Source organism: Streptomyces sp. SID5643, from assembly GCF_009872555.1.
GTDB lineage: Bacteria > Actinomycetota > Actinomycetes > Streptomycetales > Streptomycetaceae > Streptomyces > Streptomyces iakyrus.
In genome coordinates, this window is the sequence record NZ_WWIC01000251.1 from 49,876 (window position 1) to 68,319 (window position 18,444).

Genomic DNA, 18,444 nt, shown 5'->3' on the forward strand with positions numbered 1-18,444 from the left:
ATGCACTTCACTTCTGAACAGCTCCTCGACGAGGGTGTCGTCGAGCGCGCCTTCACCCTCGGCGAGGTTCCCGGCACCCTGTGGACTCCTGGTTCCACACCGGCCCCGCTGGTTCTGATGGCCCACAACAACGGCCTGCCCAAGGCGGACGCGCGGCTGGTGGCCCGGGCCCGGTACACCGCGGCGCGCGGCTACGCCGTGGCCACCATCGATGCCGCCGGGTGCGGCGACCGCCCCCGTTCCGCCGCGGACGAGCGGGCCCGTGCCGAGCTCCGACGTGCGGTGCGGGCCGGCGAGCCGGTCGATGAGATTTTCGAGTCCCTCGTCGGCCCACTGGTCGACAACGCGGTCCCGGAATGGCGGTCCACGCTGGACGCCCTCCTCGAACTGCCCGGTATCGGCGGCCCGGTCGGGTACTCCGGCGGGTGGGCCGCCCTCGGCATCCGGCTGGCGGTGGCCGAGCCGCGCATCGCGGCCGCGGGCTTCTTCGCCGGTGGTTACGTGCCCCGTGCCCAGCGCGAGGAGGCCCGGCAGGTCACCGTCCCGCTGCTGTTCCTGTTGCAGTGGGACGACGAGGGCAACCCCCGGCAACGGGCCCTGGACCTGTTCGACGCCTTCGGCAGTGAGGAGAAGACGCTGCACGCGAATCCGGGAGGGCACACCGGCACCCCGTGGTTCGAGCTGGAGGACAGCTGCCGGTTCCTGGACCGGCACCTGAAGTGAGGCCGGGCTGCCCGGCGGGTGGCAGACAGCAGGTGGGACGGGTCCTGGTCACCGGGTTCGGCGGGAGCGGGCCTGCCGTCCGAGGGCGACGGAAATGACGCCCAAGGGCATGGCGAAGTAGGCGCCGCCGAGCCCGGTGCCGATGCCGAGGCCGCCGTCTGCGGTGGCCGCGACCGCCCCGCCGACGGTCACGGCTACCGGACCGGCCCCTTTCTGCAACAGGACTGAGCCGGTCATGCGTGGGCGTGGCCGCACGGGGGGCGTGGCGGCGGGGCGCGACTCGATCGCTGCCACAGGGCGACGCCGGCCGGGCCACAGGGTTGGAAAGACGACTACACCCGAAGGGCGGGGCCGACCCGAAGGGCGCCCACACATCCGACAGTTGTACGGAGGCTAGGCGACGGGTCGTGTGACGCTCCTGCTCGGAACTGCTCCCGTGGGACATGGGGCGGGAGATCATTCGGATGAAGAGTGGGCTCGGCCGCAGCCGCACTTGCCGGCGAATCACGGGCGGGGTGGACGCCGGCAATGCCACCGCTGGGTGATCAACCAGATTCCGTGCCGGCAGCGGACCGGCCTCACCTGGCGGGACCCAACGCCACGCCGGATCTTGTCAGGACGACCGTAGTCCGGAGTCGGCCTGCCGGACATCGCGGAGGACAGCAGCGGCTCCAGCACCACTGCTCACCAGAAGACACGACCTACAGCCACATCTGCACGACCCACACCTCAAGGGGATCCTCGTGCGGCCCTTCAGGCGGGAAGGGGTCGAGAGCCTGCGATGCCTCGACATGATCTTGCCCACGGCGGAGCAAACGCAGGTGATAGCGCCCCGGCCTCAGTGCGATCTCGCCGTAGGAAACTCCATTCAGGTCGACGACCTCCAGACGATCCGCCATCGGGGCGTGGAAAGCCCGTTCGTACTCCCAAGCGCCTGGCGGCCGAGGAGCGGGCCCGTCCCATACCTGCAAACGCACCAAAGGGTAGAAATCATTGTCGCTGGAGGTAAGGCTCCACCCATCTCCGGGGAATTGAACGACGTCGTCGTCCACCGGTGCTTCTTCGAAGAAGATGGGGCCGATCTGAATGGTCCTGTAGTACACGCGCGGGCGGGCATCAACAGCATTGATCAGAACGGGCACTTACTCTCCTCACCGTCGAGCGAGCAGGGTCAGGCCAGCCGTCCTGGAGTCAGCGGCCGCCATCGGTGGCTGACGAGGAGCCGCGGGAACAGGGCGACCACCTCGCAAACGGCGGTCCGTCCTCCCTGTTCGACGGAGGACGGCGGTCCACCCTGAAAGCGTAACCTATAGGTTACGCTTTCAGGGTGGACGAACTGAGCGAGGTAGCGGACGCCATCGCTGATCCCGTACGGCGGGAGATCCTGATGATGTTGCGTGTCACCCCTCTGAGGGCCGGCGACATCGCTGCCCGGTTCGACATCAGCCGCCCCGCGGTCAGCCGCCATCTGCGGGTGCTGCGGGAAACCGGCCTGGTCCGCGACCAGCAGATCGGACGCCATCGGCGCTACTCGCTCGTCCACACCCGACTGGGCGACCTCGCCGCCTGGCTCGCCCAGTTCGACACCCGGCGTGCCGGCTGGTCGCAGCAGCTCTCGGCCTTGGAGACCGAGGTCTACCGCACCCGACGGGACCGCAGCCGGGCCGGGCCCACCGAGGATCGACACACCGCGCGCCACACCGAGGAGGACACGGCATGACCATGGAGCCCACCGGACGACTCATCGCCACGCCGACGGGGCACGACCTCGTCCTCACCCGCATCTACCGCGCCCCGGCCGAGGACGTCTGGGCGAGTGTCACCGAGCCCGAGCGCACCGCCCGCTGGTTCGGCCCGTGGCGCGGCGAGGCGGCGCCCGGCCGCGCCGTCGAGGTGCAGCTCGTCTTCGAGGAGTCGGCGCCCTGGTGCCCGCTCCGGATCGAAGCCTGCGAGCCGCCGCGCCGTCTCGCCGTCTCGATGGAGGACGAGGCGGGATCCTGGTCGATGGAGCTGCTGCTGGCCGAATCCGACGGCATCACCGAGCTCCGCCTGATCCAGCATCTCGCCTCCACGGAGCACCTGGGCGAGACCGGACCGGGCTGGGAGTACTACCTCGACATGCTCACCGCCGCGCGCACGGACGGGCAGCGGCCCGACTTCGAGGACTACTACCCCTCACAGAAGGCGTACTTCGAGTCCTTGGCCTGAAGTCGTGTGGAGTCGAGGAAGGCCGGGCCCCGGCGGTCGGACGCGCGGCGCAACCGGGAGCACATCCTGGACGTGGCCCTGGTCGGACTGTCACGTTCTGCCGGCGTGCCGCTGAGCGCGGTCGCCAAGAAGGCGGGCGTCGGACAGGGCACGCTCTACCGCCACTCCCCCAGCCGTGAAGCACTCGCCCTGGGCGCCTACTGCCACGAGGTGCAGCAACTCACCGACAGCATCCACCGCACACCGCTGCGGTCGATCTACGCCGACGAGGAGATCGCGGACGACCGTATCCGCTCCAGCGGGAAGCGGTGACCGCGGGCACTCTCCACCCCGAGCCGGTCACCAGCGGCATCGACGGCTGGGACGAGATTGCCGACGTGCTGACCTCCGGTCGAGCCGGCCACAAGCCTGTCTTCGTCCTGGAGAAGTGAGGCGAGCCCGGGGCGTGAGGAAGCCCCGGCCGGACGGGGGAATCACGGCCGGGGCGGTCATGTGGTGGGCGCGGATGGCGGTCGCCTCTCGGCGAAAGGCTCCACAGGGCTTCAGCCGAACGATCGTCCCTGTGGGCGAATGGTGAGGCCCGGGGACACTGTCCCATCCGCACCCACGGCTTGTTCAACGGGCAACCAGGTGTCGTTGTTCCGCACTTCCCCGCCACCTGCCGTGATCCGCGCCACTCCTCGGGGCATCCGACCTCGCGCCTCACCCCTTTGCCTCACTTATCGAAATTCGATAGATTCCCATCGTAACTCGATGGGAGGATGGGGCATGGGAAAGCTGCCACTGTGCGTGCTGCGCGCTGTGCTGCTGGTGCTGCTCGTCGGCACCGTGCTCGTACAGGCGTTGATGGTGTGGACGTTGGTCAGCGGGAGCGACCCGGAGGACGGGGCGCTCCCGCTGACACCGCTGCGCGTGATCACGACCCTGGGCCTGATGTCGGCCCAGGTCGTGCTGGTCTGCGTATGGCGACTGGTGACGATGGTGCGACGCCGGACCGTGTTCTCCCCGGCCGCCTTCCGCTACGTGGACGCCGTGATCGGCGCGATCGTGGCGGCTGCCCTCGTGTGGTTCGCCGTCACGATCCTCAATGCGCCGGGACAGCAGGCCGATCCGGGCGTCACCGTCATCATGGGCGGCGTCGGCCTGGCCATCCTGGGCGTCGCGCTCATCGTGCTCGTGTTGCGGATGCTGCTCGCTCAGGCCGTCGCGCGCGACGTCGAAGCATCGCGGATGCAGGCCGAGTTGAACGAGGTGATCTGACGAGAAAGGGGACGACGGCCAATCTCACGAGAAGGAGCTCACGGGCTCATCGCGTCGCGGACGAGCGCGGCGGCCGTGGACTGCTCGAAGCGGACGATCAGGCCGCCGCGCACCACGAAGTGGTGCTCCACCCGGACGTCGATCGGCCTGCCGGTGCCTTGGTGGGCCGCGGTGCAGCCGGCGAGCGTGGCCCGCAGCGCCGCCAGATCGCCGGCCGCCGGGGCCAGGTACGGGCGGCGCACGGCATCGGCCGGGGCCGCGGACGCGGCGAACTCGCTCGTCGTCAGCCCCACTTCCTCTCGCCCTTGGCGGCCTTCGCGCCGAGCTGAGCGGCGATCAGCATGCCGATCCGCGCCGAACGGTCGCCCGGGGTGGGGGTATCGGCGCCCCAGACGTACTCCCGCCGGAAGAGCAGACGCCACCCGGGATCGCATGGCGCCCGGCCTGGTCCGGACCCGTCGGTCAAGATTCGGTCTCGCTTGGGCAAGCGACGGGCGGCGGGCCGTTACCACCGGTAAGTTCCGGCCCCCCACCCCCCGTTGTCAGGAGTTTCGGTTCCATGCCCCGACTTCTAGCTTCCATCGTGGTGGCGTCAGCCGCGATCGGCGGGTTCATCACGAACACGTCCCCCGCCGCTGCCGCCGACCCCGTGTCCGGGTCCTTCAGCGTCCTGGCCTACAACGTCGCCGGCCTGCCGGAGAGCATCTCCTCAGCACCCACTCCGCGCGAACCCGCCACCACGGAGATCGGCCGGCGAATCGCGCCGTACGACGTGGTCAACGTCCAGGAGGACTTCAACTACCACGCGTTTCTCTACGCCGGGGACACCGCGCACGCGTACCGTACCCCCACCAGCGGGGGTGCGGGTATCGGCAGCGGTCTCAACACCCTGTCGAAACTCCCGTACGACACCGACGACTTCGAGCGGGTGCGGTGGAAGTCCTGCCAGTTCGACTCCGGTGACTGCCTCACGCCCAAGGGGTTCACGTTCACCCGCCAGCGGCTCGCCGAGGGCGTGTACGTGGACCTCTACAACCTGCACACCAACGCCGGCACGAACCCCGGCGATCTGGCCGCGCGGGCGGACAACCTCAACCAGCTGACGGCCTTCATCAAGACCCACTCGGCCGGGAACGCGGTCGTCGTCATGGGCGACACCAACACGCGCTACACGCGCTCCGGGGACACCATCGCCGAGTTCGCCGCCGCGAACGGTCTGACCGACCCCTGGGTCCAGCTCGTCCGCGGTGGCACACCGCCCGCCAAGGGCAGTGACGCCCTGGTCTGCGACCAGAGTGGTCCCACCGTGCCCAACACCTGCGAGGTCGTGGACAAGGTCCTGTACCGGGGCAGCAAACTCGTGTCGCTGAACGCCACCGCCTACAACAACGAGCACTCCCGGTTCCTCACCGATGACGGGCTCATGCTGTCCGACCACGACCCGATCAAGGTGGACCTCTCCTGGTCGCGCGCCGCGGACTTCCAGCTCAGCGAGCAGTTCGGCGGGCCCCACGGTGACTACTACACCGACATCGACTCCGTACCGGCGGGCGCGCGTCCGGTCGGCCTCTCACTGCGCAGCGGCACCCGCGTCGACGGCGTCGGCCTGACGCTCGGCAACGGCACGGTCATCAGCCACGGCGGGACCGGCGGGACGGTGTCGTCCCTGGACCTGGGCAGCGGGGAGTACCTCGGTTCCGCCCAGTTGTGCCGGGGCCAGAAGGACGGCCGGACGCGGATCTTCTCCGCCCGGTTCACCACGAACCTCGGCAGGAGCCTGTCCGGCGGAACCCCCACGTCCGACTGCGTCACGCGCACCGCACCGCCGGGGTGGCAGATCGCCGGGTTCCACGGCCGGGCCGGTGCCGAGGTCGACAAGCTGGGCTTCATCTACACGAAGCGCTGAGGCGCTCCCCTGCCGGGGGGTCGCGGACACCGGCCCGTGATCTGGCGGCGACGGCCTCTCACGGGTTGTCGCCGCCGTGGGCTGCATACGGGCGTGATCAATCCGGAGCGGAGTCAACTACTTCTCCGCGCGGGGTGATTGATCCACCGTCGGCTCTTCCCTTGTCATGCCCTCATCTGAGATCTTGCGTCGACCCATTCAGCCCACGGCCCGGCCGGCGCCACCCCTTGCCCCGGGCTCTCGGAGGACGCTGTGACAACCCCCCGCATACCCCAGCGCCGTCTCAGACGGCCGCTGCTGTCCGTCGCCGCCGTAGGAGCGGCCCTCGCGCTCGCCACGCCCGCCGGCGCGGCCGACGCGGACACCGGACTTCCGCCGGGTCCGGCCGCGGCCCGCGCCGCCACGCTCGCCCAGAGCGCCGCCGGATGGGCCGCCGGCACCCGCTCCTACCTCGTCATCACCGCGCCCGGTGACACCTCGGCCGCACGCAACGCCGTGACGGCGAACGGTGGTTCCGTCTTCGCGCACTACGACGCCATCGGTGTGGTGGTCGCACACTCCACCTCCGCCGGCTTCGCCACCGCGATGCGCTCCGTCGCGGGCGTGCAGAAGGTGGGTGCGACGCGCACCTCGGACGTTCCCGCGGACGCCTACTCCCCCACCCTGCCGGGTGCTCCCGCACAGTCGTCCACCACGCTCACCGAGACCGCTCGGTGGGACATGACCAGGATCAACGCCGACAAGGCCTGGGCCGTGAGCACCGGCTCGCCGGCCGTCACGGTGGGTGTTCTCGACACCGGAGTGGACGAACGGCACCAGGACCTCGCCCCCAACTTCGACGCGGCGGACTCCGTCTCCTGCGCGTACGGCAAGGCCGACACCCGCACCGGCGCGTGGCGCGACGTCGGCACCCACGGCACGCACGTGGCGGGCACGATCGCCGCCGCGAAGAACGGCAAGGGAGTGGTCGGCGTCGCACCGGGCGTGAAGATCGCATCCGTGCGCATCGCCGAGCCGAGCACGAGCATGTTCTTCGCCGAGAACACCATCTGCGGGTTCATGTGGGCCGGTGACCGCGGTTTCGACGTCACCAACAACAGCTATTACACGGACCCGTGGATGTTCAACTGCCCCGACGACCCCGACCAGGCGGCCATCATCGAGGGTGTGCGCCGGGCGCAGGAGTACGCGGAGGGCAAGGGCTCGCTCCAGGTCGCCGCAGCGGGCAACTCCAACTACGACCTGGCGAACAAGCGCACGGACTCGGAGAGCCCGAACGACTCCACCCCCGTCAGCCGCACCATCACCAACGCCTGCATCGACATCCCGACGGAGCTGCCCGGCGTCGTGACCGTCGCTGCGATGGGCAACGGGAACATCAAGGCGTCCTACTCCAACTTCGGCCGGGACGTCATCGACGTGGCGGCCCCGGGCGGCGACGGAGCCTACGGCGTCTACTCCACGCTTCCCGGCGGCAAGTACGGGAACATGAACGGCACGTCGATGGCGTCACCCCATGTGGCCGGTGTCGCCGCGCTGCTGAAGAGTGCCGACCCGGCCGCCACCCCGGCTGATCTCCGCGCACGGCTGGGCAGCCAGGCCACGGACACGGCGTGCCCGTCCGACAGCCGCTGCACCGGCACCACGGCGAAGAACGCCTTCTTCGGAGAGGGTCAGGTCGACGCGCTGAAGGCCGTCGGTGGCACCGGGCCGCAGCCCGGCCGGTACTTCGAGAACACCACCGACGTCACCGTCGCCGACAACGCCACGGTCGAGTCTCCGATCAGCGTGACCGGTGTGACGGGCAACGCCCCGGCCGCGCTGAAGGTCGGCGTGGACGTCAAGCACACCTACCGCGGCGACCTGGTGCTGTCCCTCGTCGCCCCCGACGGATCGGTCTACTCCCTGGAGGACTTCGCCGACGGCGACAGCGCGGACGACGTGGTCAAGACGTACACCGTCGACGCCTCGTCGGAGACCGCGTCCGGTACGTGGAAACTGCGCGTCCGTGACATCGCCGCGCAGGACACCGGGCGCATCAACGCCTGGAACCTCACCTTCTAGCAGCTGAGTCGCGACCGGCGCGTACGCGCCTTGCGGCCGGGCGCCGTGCCGTCCGGCCGCAAGGCCGAGCGACCGCATGGACCGGGCGGACCTTGCCCGTCCGCCCGGTCATCGTCGGCGCTGGACCGATGCCGGCTCGGAATCCGGCCGGAGGGTGGGGGGTTCGTTCTGGAAGTGGTCGTACGCCACCTGTGCCGCAGCGAGGACCTCGTCGTAGATCTGGTCCATGTACGGGCCGGCGCAGACGGTCGAGGACCAGTGGTGGTGGTAGAAGAGGTTGCTCCTGCTGGGGGACTCGCCGATCACCTCTGCGAAGAGCCAGCCGGCGAGACGTGCGGCGTTCTTCCAGGTGGCCGCGCCCACCCTCCAGTTGGGCGCAAGCGTCGTGTTCGCCATCTCGATGCTGATCGATCCCTGGTTGCCGGCCGTGTTGCCGACGGCCCAGGCGTACTCGTGCACCTTGACGTACTGGGCGACGGCGCCGGCGGCGTCCACGTCGAAGTGGGCCGAAGCCGGACGTACCTTCCAGACATCGAGCACGCCCTGGTGCGAAAGCCGGCCGGCGTTGTGGTGCAGCGTGACCGATGTCTTCCGGTACGACGTGTGGGTGACGTGGCCCGTCGCGCTGAGTTCGTCGATGAAGTCCGCGACGGGACGGTCGTAGGGGATGGTGCCGGCCGCCGCGTCGCCGTCGGCGAGGCCGAAGTCGCTCTCCGGCAGGTCGTCGAGGTTGTCGGTGCCGGGGCCATCGCCGGTGTAGGGCCTCTCGATGGCCGCCTTCACATCTTCGTCGTGGACGTATCTCTCGGGCATGACGCCGCCCCTTTCAGCTGCGCGACTGCGCGTAACGGATGGTCCGGGGGCCGGACGAGGAGGAGATGCGGCACTGTGGCCATGAAGCGGGTCGGGAACGGCCCGTCAGGCGTCGGCCTGCTCCGTGAGGTACTCCAGGAAGGCTGCCTGAATGTGCTGGAGGAACAGTCTGAGAGGACGTGCAGGGCGCCTGATTCCAGGTTCGCCCCGTGTGCGAACCCTGTCAATTTCGGTCGGCCGTGCCTCCGCGCCGCGCAGCGCCTCCGGCCGTACAGGACCCACTTCCACCACGAGCGGTCCATGAACCAACCCCCTGCCGTCGGACTGCACCGGGGTCAGCGGCGAACTCACCGGCAGCCACTGACCTCCAGCGGCAATGGCATGCCCGCGACGGGCCAGGGCCAGAGGTCGGAGCGCTTCTCAGGGCGTGTCCCCGAAGTGGTGGAAGCGGCAGCTCACCCCCGGGCCGGGTGTGCGGGAGCCTGCGGGCACCGGCTCGTACAGTGCCCGGCCGCCGGGGAACCGCCCCAGCTCGGTGGGCAGGGCCGCTCCTTTGTCGATCTCCTCCGCCCGCCACCCCGTGATGTCCAGCAGCAGTCCGTCCAGCGGCCCGCCCACGAGCTCGGCGTATGTCCGCCCGCGACGCGGGCCCGGGTCGGGGTCGTCGTGGTCATGGCCGTAGACCCGGCCACGCAGCAACTGCTCGTCATCACGGTCCATCCGTTCACCCTCGCAGCCACCACTGACAGCGGCCGGTCCGGTGCCTCTGATCTCGCCACGACCCTCGGCTGCGGTGCCCCCTACCCGCGGATCGACCTCACGCCGTCATGCAGTACGACGGTCCATAGGCCGAGGCTCGGCGATCACGCGGAGTACCTTGCGCGAGATGGCCGTCCTGGCGCCGCTGCACGAGGGGCTGACCGCTCACGCCATCGGCAGCAGGCGCCGGATCACTCCCGGCATTCCTCAGGGGCACGCGCCCCGGTCAGCCGGACAGTTCCAGGAGGCGCTGCATCAGGTGCTGCTCCTTGTCGGCTGCCTCATGCACGATCTTCGACGCGCTGTGGAGGGATTCCCGCGACGACGCGTCTCCGGCCTCTTTCAGAAGTCCGGCCACCTCGGTCCACTTCTTCGACACTTCGCGGTACGCGCCCGAGATCTCCCGGAACTCGCCGGTGCCGGTGATGTCGGCGGCCTCCGTCAGGAATTCCGCCCACAGCATGCGGAACAGGCCGCCGCCGGTCCCCGCATCCTCCATGATCGTGCAGATCTCGGGCAGGCTCTCGGCGGGCGAGTCGAGATCGTCGAGCCACTGCGGCATCAGATCGGCGACTTTGTGCATGCCCTTGTACCCGAAGTTGGAGATCGGCGGATTCAGGAAATTGTCCGCCGCCGATTTGATGCCTTTACGCGCGGCTTCACCCAGGTCAGGAAGGCCGCCTTTCGGGAGATCGATGGTGAAGGCGCGATTGCGCGAACTCATCGGGCCCCGAGCGTTTCGCGCGGTCGCCAGGGATTCGCCGGAGGCCCATTGCAGACCGAGCGGCTGTGTCTCGACCAGGGCGAAACGGTCGTCGTCATAGCCGACGCAGGCCACGTAGTGGGCCGCGAACCGGAAGTCGTCGGTGGAGTAGTCGAGGAAGTAGCGGTCGAGCTTGAGACCGACGACGGTTCCGGAATCGAGCTCGGCCAGCAAGTGTTCCCTCGCCCTGCTCACCGACGACGTCTCGTGAACGGACAGTCGCAGATTCAGCGTGTGCGCGAGATTGTCGGACAGCGTGTCGGGCTTGATGCGGCCACCGATGAACGGTGTCGGCATCTGCTTCGTCCGCCAGTAGATGAATGACAAACCACCGGCGAGCCCGAAGACGAGCGACTCCGACAAGTCGATCTCTCGCTGCCGCAACAAGTTCACAAGAGTGGTCGACTCGCAGTGATGACCGACATATGGATCTGCCTCTAAAAGCGACACTTTCCTTGTCTCCCTTCCTTCGCGTAGAGCGTAGCGCAACCTCCCGAAGTACGATTGCGGCCGCCCGAACCAGGGAGGTGTCCACTCGTTCAGATTCGCGAAACCAGGAAGTTGCCGAGGAACAGATGGTCCATCTCCGTCTTGAGGAAGCAGGACAGAGCATCCGCGGGCGAGCAGACGATGGGTTCGCCTGCGACGTTGAACGAGGTGTTGATCAGGCAGGGAATCCCGGTCAGCTCCGTGAACTCACGCAGGAGTTCGGCGAGCAGCGGATTGCTCTGCTCGGTGACCGTCTGGATCCGCGAGGTGGCGTCGACGTTCCCGGAACGGCCGTGTCCCTGGAACGCGGACCTCTGGCTGTGGTGCCCTCCCGACCATCTGCCGTGATCGCCGAGTGGTGGGACGGCGGCGCCCCACCCATTGCGACGTCGGCGCCCTCGGCGTCACCGGGGTCGCGTGCGGCGTGCACTTGGCATTCCTGCGGGTTCGATCGGGTAAAGAAACCCTCGCTGCCGAACACGGTCCCGAGGGCGGCGGTCCGGAGGACACGACCGGTATCGGTTCGGGACATGGAGGATTGGGATCCCGGGCCGGCCAGACAGCCACCTGGGGGCGGGCCGCCGCCGACCGGGCCGACGCGTTCGGCATCTCCTGGGAGCGTTCGGGGAAGTCGAGCAAGCACTTCCCCTTCGACTGGACGGGACCCGACTGAGCGCAGCGGCCGGACGGCGCCGGTCGGCGGAGACTCCCCTCACCGACGCGTGGGGCCGCACCTCCGAACAGCCTGACCGGCCCCCACGCAGTCCCCGGTCACACCGACTCGGGGTCGCCCATCTCCGAGCCGCCGAAGAAGCCGTTCATGAGCTCGTTCAGGTCGAGCTTCGTGGCACCGGCCGGAACGGTGGGCTTGGCGCCCTCCCGCATCCGCAGGGTCAGGCCCAGCTTCTTGACGTCGGCGGTCCCGGCCAGCTTGGCGAGGTCCACGTCCACCTGGGACAGCGCGCCGTTCTTCAGCGTGAAGTCCGCCGTCACCTTGGCGTTGGGAGCATCCTTGAGGTCCTTGTCCGTCGGCAAATCCATGCCCGGCGGCAGGTCCTTCACCAACGGGCGGATCTCGCCGAACAGTTCGGTGACCAGCGTGCGGAAGGGGGCCGTCGCCTTGACGTGCTCGGTGCCGTTCGCGCCGTCGGCCGTCTTGAACTTCACCTCACGGGCGATCACCTCCCGGAGGGCCTTCACGAGCTTCTTCTGCGTCTTGGTGTCGAGGGACGGCGCGGGCGCGGGGCCGCCCTTGGCCCTCCGGCTCTCGCCGGTGACCTTCTCCATCTCCTTCGTGTTGATCTTGACCCACTTGCCCTCGATGACGTCCTTCATCGCCCCGGCCTCCGGGGGCAGGTCGTCGGCGTCCGGCACGGGGCTGCCCGCCATCTCGCCCATCGCGGCCATGTCGGCGCGGACGTAGGTGAAGTCGCCGATCACCCGGTACTCGGCGAGGTCGCCGTCCGGGGTGCTGACCTTCAGGGCCGTGCCGACGAGGTCCTTCTCACCGGACTCGTCGAGCGGACGCTTCGACTGCACGGTCACAGTGATCTTCGCACCGCTGAGCAACTCGGCGGCCTGCTCCGGGATTTCCTCACCGGGCGCGGGGTCGGACTTGGCGTCCAGGGCCTCCAGGGACGCGACGTCCGTGTCCAGGTCGAGCTCGAAGGAGAGCGTCTTCTTCTTGCCGAGCTTCTCGAAGGCCCGGTCGAGCTTCTGGCCGGCGGAGAGCTGCTCCACCGTGCCGCAGGCGGCCGCGCCCGCGAGTACGGCACCGACGACGGCGCCGGCGGTCAGAGTCTTGCGTATGGGGTTGATGATGGTCTCCTCATGGCTCCGATCACAGCGTGATCGATCAGAAGACTCCCCACTCGCCCACAAGGTTGTGCCGTACATCCGGCGATGTCGCGGGCGAGAACCCGGGTTCCGCACATGAAAATCGTTGTCGTATGCTGAGGTGCGTCCGCGCCGTACGACCCTCCTGACCGAGAGGACCCCCGTGGCCGAGCCCAAGCCGCTGACGCCCCTGCCCTCCCGACGTCTCCCCGTCACCGTGCTGTCGGGGTTTCTCGGCGCCGGGAAGACGACCCTCCTCAACCACGTCCTCACCAACCGCGAGGGCCTGCGGGTGGCGGTGATCGTCAACGACATGAGCGAGATCAACATCGACGCGGCCCTCGTGCGCGGGGGCGAAGCGGCCCTCTCCCGCACCGAGGAGCGGCTGGTGGAGATGACCAACGGCTGCATCTGCTGCACCCTGCGCGACGACCTGCTTGAGGAGGTCGAACGGCTCGCCCGGGACGGCCGCTTCGACTACCTCCTCATCGAGTCCAGCGGCATCTCCGAGCCGATGCCGGTCGCCGCCACCTTCGCCTTCGCCCGCGACGACGGCGCCACCCTGGAGGACGTCGCCCGGCTGGACACCATGGTCACCGTCGTTGACGCCGCCAACTTCCTCGCCGAGCTGGGAACCGGTGACGACCTGGCCGAACGGGGCCTCGCGCCGTACGAGGACGACGAGCGCACCGTGAGCGATCTGCTGGTGGACCAGGTCGAGTTCGCCGACGTGCTCGTCCTCAACAAGCTGGACCTGGTCGGCCCAGCCGACGCGGACCGGGTGCGCGGGGTGCTGGCACGGCTGAACCCGACGGCCCGTCTGATCCCCGCCGTACACGGCCGGATCGGCGTGCGCGACGTCCTGGAGACCGGACGGTTCGACCTGGAGCGCGCGCAGCAGGCGCCGGGCTGGGTGCGGGAACTCAACGGCGACCATGTTCCCGAGACCGAGGAGTACGGCATCTCCTCCACGGTCTTCCGGTCCTCCGTGCCGTTCCACCCCGGGCGGCTGTGGGACTTCGTCACCGGCGGCCTGGACAGCGGGACGCACGGCCAAGTGCTGCGCTCCAAGGGCTTCTTCACCCTGGCCGGGCGTGAGGGCGTGACAGGCCTGTGGTCACAGGCCGGATCCGTCGCCCGCTTCGAGCCGTCCGGGGTCCGGGACACCGGCGCGCCCCACGCCCAGGAGCTGGTGTTCATCGGTGTCGGCCTGCGGGAGCCGAGTCTGCACGCCGCCCTTGCCGGATGCCTGATGGCCGACGGCGAGCAGCTCCCCGCCCACGATCCCTTTCCCCTCTGGGACACCGGTGACGCCTGCGATCTCGAACACGGGCACGCGAGTCCGGCGGTCGTCTAGCCGCAGCACGGGGCGTCCGGGCACCGTGTCGTCGCCCGGACGGCCTTCCTGACGCGATGGGAGGCACACGTATGCACGAGACGACCCCCGGCGGATGGCGTACCACCCCGCAGCGCACCGCGGTCCTCACGGCACTTCGGGCCTGCGACGGTTTCGTCTCGGCGCAGACCCTGCACGCCGCTCTGGCCGCGGAGGGCGTGGCGGTGGGGCTGACCACCGTCTACCGCACGCTGCGGTTACTGGAGGCGGCCGGGCAGGTCGACGTGGTGCGCGACCGTGACGGTGAGCGGCTGTACCGGCCCAGACCCGACGAGGGCCACCGCCACTACCTGGTCTGCCGGGTGTGCGGGCTCAGCCTCGCCGTCGACGCCGAGGAGGTCGAGCGGTGGGTGGCCAGGACCGCGCGTGACATCGGCTTCCACGCGGTGACGCACACGGTCGAGCTCGCGGGCGTCTGCGACGGCTGCCTGTCCGGGCCGGACCACCGGCCAGAACCCGACCCGTAGCAGACCCCGGAGGTCAGGGCCGCGCCCGGCTCATGGCGTGGTGGTCAGAACGCGGTTGAGTGCGCTGCCCGGGCGGCCGGTGAGTTCCTCCCAGGTGCCCTCCTCGACGATGCGGCCCTCCTCCAGGACGGCGATGCGGGCGGCGCGGCGGATGGTGGCCGGACGGTGCGCGACGACGATCGTCGTACGGCTCTCCTCCTCCAGAGCGGTGGCGATTTGGGCGTCACCCGCGTTGTCCAGGTGAGCGGTGGACTCGTCGAGTACCAGGACGCGCGGCCGGACCAGCAGCGCGCGGGCGAGAGCGATCCGGGCCCGCTGGCCGCCGGAGAGCGTGGCGCCGCGTTCGCCGACGAGGGTGTCCATCGGGGCGATCCGGTCCACGCCGCACCGCCGTGCCGCCTCGGCCAGCGCCCTGTCGTCCGCCTCGGGAGCGGCGAGCCGCAGGTTCTCGGCGAGAGTGCCGTGGAAGAGGGGCGTGTCCTGTCCCACCAGCGTCACCGCACGCCGTAGTTCCGCATCGCTCACCTCCCGCATGTCCACGGGGTCGCCGCCGGCGGGCAGCAGCTGGACCGCGCCGGCTGCCGGGTCCCAGAAGCGGGCCAGCAGGTGGGCGCAGGTCGACTTGCCGGCACCCGAGGCGCCGACCAGGGCGAGTGTCTGCCCGGGCGGGACGGTCAGTTCGACACCGTCCAGCACGGGTGTGCCGCCGTAGTCGAAGCTCACGCCGTGCAGCCGGACGCCCAGCGGCCCGGGCGGCAGGGGCAGCGGTGCGGTGGGGGGCGGGGCCAGTGCGGGGGCCTTGACGGCGGCGTCGACGCGGGAGGCGGCGGCGCGCAGTGCCACGGCCTGGCTCAGGGCGCGGGCCGATTCCGCGACGGGACCGAGGACGGACAGGGCCAGCGCCATCGCCGCCGGAGCCCAGGCGCCGTGCAGCCGACCGGACGTCACGGAGTGCGCGGCCGCGGCCACCACGCCGAGTACCGCGGCCACGATGAGGAGGTCGCGGACCGCGGCGGCGACGGCCTCCCAGGTGGCCTCGGAACGCTGGGCTGCACCCACCTGCCGGCCCCGCTCCGCCAGCTTGCTGCGGCGTTGCGCCAAGGCGCCGAAGGCGAGCAGTTCGCGCAGTCCGTCGACGGTCTCCACCGTGTCGGCCGACAGGTGCGCCACGGCCGTCCGGGTGCGGCCGCCGCGCGCCGCGCGTGCACGCGCGTCGGCGAAGGGCGCCGCCGCGAGCAGGACCGCGACCGGCAGCACGGCCGCGAGCAGCCAGGGCTCCACCGCGGCGAGAACGACCGAGCCGCCGGTGAAGACCGTGCCGGCCGCCAGCAGTTGGGCGGTGGTGTGGGCGTAGAAGAATTCCAGGGCCTCCACGTCGGCCATGGCGGTGGCGGCGAGGTCGCCGCTGCGCCGTCCCGCCACCCGGGCGGGCGCGCTGCGGGCAAGGCCGTCGAAGACGCGTACCCGCAGCGCGGCCAGCACCCGGTAGGCGAGGTCGTGCGAGAGGTCCATCTCCCGCCAGGTCATCAGGGCGCGCAGGACGACGAGGGCGACGAGCACGGTGACAGTGCCGGCCGAGGGCGCCCGCCCGTCGATGACGGCGGTTCCCACGGTGTGGGCGGCCAGGGTCAGCAGTGCGACGAGGGAGGCCTGTTCGAGGAGGGCGGCGGCGCAGGTGCGGGCCGTCATGGCCCGGTGCCCGGCGAGGGCGGGCAGCAGGGCGCGCAGCGCGCCCCGGGCGGGCGCGTCCGCGTCAGGGGCGGCGACGGTGCTCATGCGGCGAGTTCTCCTCGGTGGGCGTGGCCGGCCTCGACGAGCCGGGTGTAGACGCCGCCGGCCTCGACCAGAGCGGCGTGTTCGCCGACGGCGTCCACCCGTCCCCCGTCGAGGACGACGATGCGGTCGGCGTGCCGGACGGCCGCGAGCCGGTGGGCGACGACCAGGACCGTCCGGCCGCTCGCGGCGGCCGGCAACTCCCGGACGATGTCCGCCTCCCGGCGCTCGTCGACCGAGCTGGTGGCCTCGTCGAGGACGAGCACCGGGGCGTCGGCCAGCAGGGCCCGCGCGAGCGCGAGGCGCTGCCGCTGGCCTCCGGAGAGGGTGGCCCCCCGTTCGCCGAGGAGCGTGGCGTAACCGTCGGGAAGGGCGGTGATCTCGTCGTGGACCCCGGCGGCGCGCGCCGCCCTCGTCAGGTCGTCGTCCGTGGCGCCGGGCCGGGCCAGGCGCAGGTTGTCGGCGATGGTGGCGTGGAAGAGGTACGTCTCCTGCGAGACGACGGCGATGCCCTGGCGCAGCGAGTCGAGCGCGTACTCGGTCGTGGGACGTCCGTCGAGGGTGATCCGGCCTTCCTGCGGGTCGTGGTGGCGCAGGAGCAGGGCGAGGAGTGTGGACTTACCGGCGCCGGAGGGGCCGACGATCGCGGTCGTCCGGCCCGCCTGGGCGGTGAACGAGACGCCGTCCAGAGCCGGGGCCGGTGCGCCGCCGTAGGTGAACCGGACGTCGTGGAAGCGCAGTTCGGGCGGAGTCCGCAGGTGTGCGGAGGCCGTTCCGGTGTCCTGGACCGCCGGTTCGGCCGTGCGCAGAGCCGCGAGGCCGTCGGCGGCCGAGGCCCCGAGGTATCCGGCGTGCCATTCGCGGGCGAGGTCGCGGACGGGGCGGAAGCACTCCGAGGCCAGCAGCAGCACCAGATACGTGCCGGTCGCCGTGGTGGATCCGGTGACGGCCGACCAGCACGCCAGGAGGGCCGCGGCGGCGGTGCCGCCCTGGATGGCGAGATCGGTGATGCCGGTGTCGACCAGGGACACGCGCAGTTTGGCGACGGTCGCGCGGTGCAGCGCCGCGGACCGCTCCTCAAGGCGGGCGCGGGTGCGACCGACCGCGCCTGCGGCGCGCAGGGCGGGCATGCCCTGGAGGGCCTCCAGGTAGTCGGCGCCCAGTCCTTCGTACGTGTCCCAGTGTTCTTTGCCTCGGGTGGCGAGGAGCCGGTCCCAGGCGCGTGGTCCGGCCAGGGCGAGGAGCAGGGCGGGGACGAGGCCGAGGAGGGCCCGGGGTTCGGTGGCGGCCAGGGCGGCGAGGACCAGGGGCGGCACCGTGAGGGTGACCAGGAGCTGGGGCAGGTAGCGGGAGACATAGGCGTCGACGCCCTCCACCCCGTCGACGAGGGTGGTGCGGACGGCTCCGGCCCGGGCCGTGTTCAGGTGTGCGGGCCCCAACCGGCCCAGGTGGGCCAGGAGTTCGTCCCGCAGGGCTACCCGGACCCGGGCTCCGGCACGGGTGGCGGTACGCCGCTGTCCCACGGTGAGCCCGGCGCGGGCGCCGACGACGGCGAGCACAGCGGCCAGCAGCCACGGGAGCCGGCCGGTGTCTCCGTGTGCCAGGCCGGCGAGAGCGAGGGCCAGCAGGGCGGCCTGCGCCAGGTGGGTGAGGGTGACGGCGCCCTGCAGGAGGGTGGCCGCGAGCAGGGGGCGCCGTGCGGGACGGGCGGCGCGGCGCAGCTCGGGGTGGACGATCACGTGGTGTTCTCCTCGTCGGCGTGGCGGGTGCCGAGGGCCAGTGCGTGGACGACCCAGTCCCGGCCCGGGGCGGCGCCGAGCGCGGCGCCGAGGTCCGCCTGCTGCCAGGACCCGACGGGCCGGGCGGCCAGCCCGTGGCGCCGGGCGGTGACATGGGCCAGGTGGACGGCGAAGCCGGCCCGCAGGTGGGCTCGGCGGATGTGCGGGGCGTCGGCGTCGGCGGGGCAGCCGACGGCGAGCAGGACGGC

General features: G+C 70.7%; 20 protein-coding genes and 4 pseudogenes. 12 read left to right on the top strand and 12 right to left on the bottom strand.

Going from position 1 to position 18,444, the window contains the following annotated elements; genetic code table 11:
* Positions 1-723 carry a dienelactone hydrolase family protein gene (locus GTY56_RS28125; RefSeq protein WP_161368114.1) on the top strand — a complete coding sequence of 241 codons (723 nt, stop codon included), beginning with the start codon at positions 1-3 and terminating at the stop codon, positions 721-723.
* Positions 724-771: 48 nt separating this feature from the next.
* On the opposite strand, the gene GTY56_RS28130 is transcribed toward GTY56_RS28125, so the two are convergent.
* On the bottom strand, positions 772-960 hold the full coding sequence (locus GTY56_RS28130) for a DUF6223 family protein (RefSeq protein ID WP_161368115.1): 189 nt from the start codon (positions 958-960) through the stop codon (positions 772-774).
* A gap of 199 nt (positions 961-1,159) precedes the next feature.
* Between GTY56_RS28130 and GTY56_RS41420 the strand changes: the two are divergent.
* Positions 1,160-1,324: pseudogene (locus GTY56_RS41420) on the top strand (transposase); the annotation flags it as partial.
* Between the two features lie 100 nt (positions 1,325-1,424).
* Here GTY56_RS41420 and GTY56_RS28140 read toward each other — a convergent pair.
* Positions 1,425-1,865: a hypothetical protein gene (locus GTY56_RS28140; protein ID WP_161368117.1), complete on the bottom strand. Its 441-nt coding sequence runs from the start codon at positions 1,863-1,865 to the stop codon at positions 1,425-1,427.
* 185 nt (positions 1,866-2,050) lie between these two features.
* On the opposite strand from GTY56_RS28140, the gene GTY56_RS28145 reads away from it, so the two are divergent.
* The 5 genes from GTY56_RS28145 to GTY56_RS28165 all read left to right on the top strand — a co-directional run bounded on the left by GTY56_RS28145 (position 2,051) and on the right by GTY56_RS28165 (position 4,191).
* The gene (locus GTY56_RS28145; protein WP_161368118.1) at positions 2,051-2,443 is read left to right on the top strand and encodes a metalloregulator ArsR/SmtB family transcription factor; all 393 of its coding nucleotides are present in this window, start codon (positions 2,051-2,053) and stop codon (positions 2,441-2,443) included.
* Positions 2,440-2,931, top strand: coding sequence for an SRPBCC family protein (locus GTY56_RS28150; protein WP_161368120.1), 492 nt, complete (start codon positions 2,440-2,442; stop codon positions 2,929-2,931). The genes GTY56_RS28145 and GTY56_RS28150 overlap by 4 nt, the downstream gene beginning before the upstream one ends.
* A gap of 6 nt (positions 2,932-2,937) precedes the next feature.
* Positions 2,938-3,243: a TetR family transcriptional regulator gene (locus tag GTY56_RS28155; RefSeq protein WP_161368121.1), complete on the top strand. Its 306-nt coding sequence runs from the start codon at positions 2,938-2,940 to the stop codon at positions 3,241-3,243.
* Entirely contained in the window at positions 3,240-3,362 is a 123-nt protein-coding gene (locus GTY56_RS41210) for a hypothetical protein (RefSeq protein WP_272923401.1), read from the top strand. The genes GTY56_RS28155 and GTY56_RS41210 overlap by 4 nt, the downstream gene beginning before the upstream one ends.
* A 337-nt stretch (positions 3,363-3,699) precedes the next feature.
* Positions 3,700-4,191: a DUF2975 domain-containing protein gene (locus tag GTY56_RS28165; protein ID WP_161368123.1), complete on the top strand. Its 492-nt coding sequence runs from the start codon at positions 3,700-3,702 to the stop codon at positions 4,189-4,191.
* A gap of 38 nt (positions 4,192-4,229) precedes the next feature.
* Here GTY56_RS28165 and GTY56_RS28170 read toward each other — a convergent pair whose 3' ends face one another.
* Together GTY56_RS28170 and GTY56_RS28175 are read right to left on the bottom strand one after the other, a co-directional pair.
* Positions 4,230-4,484 (bottom strand): nuclear transport factor 2-like protein, encoded by a 255-nt coding sequence (locus GTY56_RS28170; RefSeq protein ID WP_161368124.1) that lies wholly within the window; start codon positions 4,482-4,484, stop codon positions 4,230-4,232.
* Entirely contained in the window at positions 4,475-4,657 is a 183-nt protein-coding gene (locus GTY56_RS28175; protein ID WP_161368126.1) for a hypothetical protein, read from the bottom strand. Before GTY56_RS28175 ends, GTY56_RS28170 begins: the two co-directional genes overlap by 10 nt.
* 93 nt (positions 4,658-4,750) lie before the next feature.
* Between GTY56_RS28175 and GTY56_RS28180 the strand changes: the two genes are divergently transcribed.
* A complete protein-coding gene (locus GTY56_RS28180; protein WP_161368128.1) occupies positions 4,751-6,097 on the top strand; it encodes a jacalin-like lectin in 1,347 nt (448 codons plus the stop codon).
* A 252-nt stretch (positions 6,098-6,349) separates the two neighbouring features.
* A complete protein-coding gene (locus GTY56_RS28185; RefSeq protein WP_346345607.1) occupies positions 6,350-8,161 on the top strand; it encodes a S8 family peptidase in 1,812 nt (603 codons plus the stop codon).
* A gap of 108 nt (positions 8,162-8,269) precedes the next feature.
* On the opposite strand, the gene GTY56_RS28190 is transcribed toward GTY56_RS28185, so the two are convergent.
* The 4 genes and pseudogenes from GTY56_RS28190 to GTY56_RS28205 form a co-directional block, all read right to left on the bottom strand.
* A complete protein-coding gene (locus tag GTY56_RS28190; RefSeq protein ID WP_161368129.1) occupies positions 8,270-8,974 on the bottom strand; it encodes a peptidoglycan recognition protein family protein in 705 nt (234 codons plus the stop codon).
* A gap of 420 nt (positions 8,975-9,394) precedes the next feature.
* A complete protein-coding gene (locus GTY56_RS28195; RefSeq protein ID WP_161368131.1) occupies positions 9,395-9,694 on the bottom strand; it encodes a hypothetical protein in 300 nt (99 codons plus the stop codon).
* A 265-nt stretch (positions 9,695-9,959) separates the two neighbouring features.
* Positions 9,960-10,946, bottom strand: a complete 987-nt coding sequence (locus GTY56_RS28200) for a DUF4872 domain-containing protein (protein ID WP_161368134.1) — start codon at positions 10,944-10,946, stop codon at positions 9,960-9,962.
* A gap of 89 nt (positions 10,947-11,035) precedes the next feature.
* A pseudogene (locus tag GTY56_RS28205) lies at positions 11,036-11,266 on the bottom strand (carbamoyltransferase C-terminal domain-containing protein); the annotation flags it as partial.
* Positions 11,267-11,538: 272 nt separating this feature from the next.
* Here GTY56_RS28205 and GTY56_RS41215 point away from each other — a divergent pair.
* Positions 11,539-11,658: pseudogene (locus tag GTY56_RS41215) on the top strand (DUF1326 domain-containing protein); the annotation flags it as partial.
* 98 nt (positions 11,659-11,756) lie between these two features.
* On the opposite strand, the gene GTY56_RS28210 reads toward GTY56_RS41215, so the two are convergent.
* Positions 11,757-12,725, bottom strand: a complete 969-nt coding sequence (locus GTY56_RS28210; protein WP_161368143.1) for a hypothetical protein — start codon at positions 12,723-12,725, stop codon at positions 11,757-11,759.
* A gap of 286 nt (positions 12,726-13,011) precedes the next feature.
* On the opposite strand from GTY56_RS28210, the gene GTY56_RS28215 reads away from it, so the two are divergent.
* Positions 13,012-14,178, top strand: a complete 1,167-nt coding sequence (locus GTY56_RS28215; protein WP_161368144.1) for a GTP-binding protein — start codon at positions 13,012-13,014, stop codon at positions 14,176-14,178.
* Between the two features lie 71 nt (positions 14,179-14,249).
* Positions 14,250-14,684 (top strand): Fur family transcriptional regulator, encoded by a 435-nt coding sequence (locus GTY56_RS28220; RefSeq protein WP_161368135.1) that lies wholly within the window; start codon positions 14,250-14,252, stop codon positions 14,682-14,684.
* Between the two features lie 30 nt (positions 14,685-14,714).
* On the opposite strand, the gene GTY56_RS28225 is transcribed toward GTY56_RS28220, so the two are convergent.
* From GTY56_RS28225 to GTY56_RS28235, 3 genes and pseudogenes are all read right to left on the bottom strand, one after another.
* Complete coding sequence (locus tag GTY56_RS28225; protein WP_161368136.1) at positions 14,715-16,460, bottom strand: ABC transporter ATP-binding protein; 1,746 nt, start codon at positions 16,458-16,460, stop codon at positions 14,715-14,717.
* A complete protein-coding gene (locus tag GTY56_RS28230; RefSeq protein ID WP_161368137.1) occupies positions 16,457-18,196 on the bottom strand; it encodes an ATP-binding cassette domain-containing protein in 1,740 nt (579 codons plus the stop codon). The genes GTY56_RS28225 and GTY56_RS28230 overlap by 4 nt, the downstream gene beginning before the upstream one ends.
* Positions 18,193-18,444, bottom strand: a pseudogene (locus tag GTY56_RS28235) (SagB/ThcOx family dehydrogenase); the annotation flags it as partial. The pseudogene GTY56_RS28235 and the gene GTY56_RS28230, both read right to left, overlap by 4 nt.